Origin of the sequence: Mesorhizobium sp. M7A.F.Ca.CA.004.04.2.1, assembly GCF_004022825.1 — a bacterium.
GTDB lineage: Bacteria > Pseudomonadota > Alphaproteobacteria > Rhizobiales > Rhizobiaceae > Mesorhizobium.
In genome coordinates this window covers 1-3,048 of the sequence record NZ_RZPH01000750.1, presented here as the reverse complement: position 1 = coordinate 3,048, position 3,048 = coordinate 1, and the positions used below count along the sequence as shown (strand labels likewise).

At 62.7% G+C, this 3,048-nt stretch carries 3 protein-coding genes and 1 pseudogene; 2 read left to right on the top strand and 2 right to left on the bottom strand.

Annotated elements, in window-relative coordinates; translation table 11 throughout:
• On the bottom strand, positions 1 to 942 hold a 942-nt coding region (locus EN893_RS26350; RefSeq protein WP_164901113.1), incomplete at its 3' end, for an NAD(P)/FAD-dependent oxidoreductase.
• A 63-nt stretch (positions 943 to 1,005) separates the two neighbouring features.
• Positions 1,006 to 1,152, bottom strand: coding sequence for a hypothetical protein (locus EN893_RS38260; protein WP_155930595.1), 147 nt, complete (start codon positions 1,150 to 1,152; stop codon positions 1,006 to 1,008).
• A gap of 10 nt (positions 1,153 to 1,162) precedes the next feature.
• On the opposite strand from EN893_RS38260, the gene EN893_RS26345 reads away from it, so the two are divergent.
• On the top strand, positions 1,163 to 1,807 hold the full coding sequence (locus EN893_RS26345) for a hypothetical protein (protein WP_127269925.1): 645 nt from the start codon (positions 1,163 to 1,165) through the stop codon (positions 1,805 to 1,807).
• Between the two features lie 210 nt (positions 1,808 to 2,017).
• A pseudogene (locus EN893_RS26340) lies at positions 2,018 to 2,887 on the top strand (uracil-DNA glycosylase).
• The last annotated feature ends 161 nt before the right edge of the window (positions 2,888 to 3,048 follow it).

Sequence of the window (3,048 nt, the reverse complement as noted above, 5' to 3'; positions counted from 1 at the left end):
TTTCGGCACTGACTGCCAGCCGCCCTCGGTGATGGCGCGCGCGCCATAGCCGAGGCGCTTGGCGCCGTCGAAAGTCCCGCTGATCGCCGGATGGGTCTTGAAGCGCTGGAATTCCTCGAAGGGCGACAGCCAGGGGTTCTTGTAATTGAGGTGGAGGACGAAGCCGACCGCCACCTGATTGTCCTCGAGATGGTAGAGGAACGAGCCGCCGCCGGTCTTCAAGTCAAGCGGCCAGCCGAAGGAATGCTGGACCAGGCCCGGACGGTGGTTCTCCGGCTTGACCTGCCAGAGTTCCTTCAGGCCGATGCCGTATTTGCCCGGTTCGCGGCCATCGGAAAGCTTGTATCTGGCGATCAACTGCTTGGCGAGCGAGCCGCGAGCGCCCTCCCCGATCAGCACATATTTGCCCATCAGCGCCATGCCGGGTGCGAAACCCGGACCGTGCGTTCCGTCCTTCTCGACGCCCATGTCGCCGGTGACGACACCGGTGACGGCGCCTTGCTCATTGTAGAGCAGGCCGGCGGCGGCAAAGCCCGGATAGATCTCGACGCCGAGCGCTTCGGCCTTGGTCGCCAGCCAGCGGCAGACATTGCCGAGCGAGACGATGTAGTTGCCGTGATTGTTCATCAGCGGCGGCATCAGCATGTTGGGCAGGCGAAACGAGCCGGCAGGACCAAGGACGAGGAAATGGTCTGATGTGACCGGCGTCTTGAAGGGATGGCCGTCCTCATCGCGCCAGCCCGGCAAGAGCCGGTCGATGCCGATCGGATCGACAACGGCGCCGGAGAGGATATGGGCGCCGACCTCACCGCCCTTCTCCAGGACGACGACCGAAAGCTCGGGATTGACCTGCTTGAGGCGGATGGCTGCGGCGAGGCCGGCAGGGCCGGCGCCGACGATAACCACGTCGAATTCCATGCTTTCGCGTTCGATGTCGCTCATCAACCCCTCCGCACTGGCTTATCCCATTCGGGTATCTTGCTGGCTCCCGCGCTGCATAGCGCATCAATTGACGACAGGAAACCGGCGCATACGTGACAATGCCGTTTTGGCCAAAAAGTCGCGCATTGCGAGGCTGGAAGACTGCTTTTCGCCCGGCATTGCCTGCGAGGCGCGCGTTTTTAATTGTTCGACGGCTTGCTTATCGGCCATACTTCACGCCATGCGCATTCCTGGGCCAGCCGGCTTTTCATCGACGCGCTTTCTTTTCCCGCCCGGCCGGATCCGCCGGGCGCTCCTTTTGGCCCTTCTGATGCTGGCGCCGCATCACGCTGCCGCCGACGAAGTGAAGGTCTGGGCGGCTGGCGCCTACTCCTTCTCCGACGAGCTTGGCGGCTTCCACATCACCGGCGCCTCGGGCATCGGAACGAAGGACGATCCGTTCGTCATCACCGAAGAGCTGAATTCGTCAACGCCGGTGACGCTGACGATCCGCACGACAAAACCGATCCAGGCATTCGGCAAGGCCGACGAATTCGCCAACGGCATGATGTATATGCGCATCGAGGTGCTCAACAACAGCGGCCAGGCCTGGGTCGAATTCCAGTTCGAATTGCAGGAGATCCTGAATCGGCCGAGCGTGTTCGGCGACGGGCTTTCCTTCGACCAGCGCAACAAGACGCCGGACAATATCTTGTCGAGCAATTTCGCCGATTTCGATCGCGATTTCGAACCCTATGACCGGCTGCTGTTCAGGAATGGCAAGGTCGACCCGCTGAAAACCGCCAGGTTCGAATTCCTGATGACTGATTACACACCGCGATGGACGTTTTACCTCGTGCAGGATCCACGCATACCGACGGGATGAGGCGCGGATGCGGGGCGCGCTCTCCCCCCTCGAGGGGCGGCACGACCGGACGCGACTCCCCTTCGCCGACAGAGGAGGTTGACGCTCTACGCGCGACGACCCCCTCTGGCCTGCCGGCCATCTCCCCCTCAAGGAGGGAGATTGGCTGTCATCACCGCTTTCGCCAATCACAAACTTGCAAATCGTGCTCGCGCGGATGAATGTGCCGGCATGACTGCCGCTTCCCCAAACAACATACCTGACATCGCCGACTTGCTGGCCTTTTACGCCAGCGTGGGCGTCGACGAGGCGCTTGAAGACCAGCCCGTGAACCGATTCGCCGAGGTTGCGCCATAGCCCATGGAGCGCGCGGCGGCGTCTTCGGGCGATATCGCCGCACCGCAGCGTTCGACGAATATGTCTCGCCCCGAACCAAGTGACAGATCAAGTGCGCCGCCGGTTGCGCGCCCAACGTCGGCCACCGTTCCCGACGAAGCGCAGGCGGCACTGGCTCGCCAATTGGCGACGACAGCAACGACGCTGGACGAGCTTCGCCAGCACATGGCGGCATTCGAGGGCTGCAATCTCAAGGCCACCGCCAAGAGCCTGGTGTTCGCCGACGGCAACCCGGACGCCGCCGTGATGCTGGTCGGCGAGGCACCCGGCCGCGACGAGGACATCGAGGGCCTGCCCTTCGTCGGCCGATCGGGTCGGCTGCTCGACCGCATGCTGGCGGCGATCGGGCTCGACCGTACTTCAGTCTATATCGCCAATGTCATTCCCTGGCGGCCGCCGGGCAATCGCACGCCGACGCCGCACGAAACCGAGATCTGCCGGCCGTTCATCGAGCGGCAGATCGAACTGGTCAATCCGAAGGTGCTGATCAACCTTGGCGGCCCGTCAGCCAAGACCTTGCTCAACACCTCGGAAGGCATATTGCGGCTGCGCGGCAACTGGCGCGCCCACACGACGGCGTCCGGCATCGCCATCCCGGCCATGCCGACGCTGCATCCGGCCTATCTCCTGCGAACCCCGTCGCACAAGAAGCTGGCGTGGCGGGATTTTCTCGAAGTCAAGGCGAAGCTGCGTGCACTTGGGTGATTGGCCAATCTCCTCCACGAGGGGGGAGATTGGCTGTCATCTCCGCTTTCGCCAATCTCCAATGTGGATAGGCGAACGCCGGCAAGAACTATGACCTCAGACGTAATTGAAATGCCCCCCTCTCCCAGTCTAACCATGCCCTCATGACAACAGCCCAAACC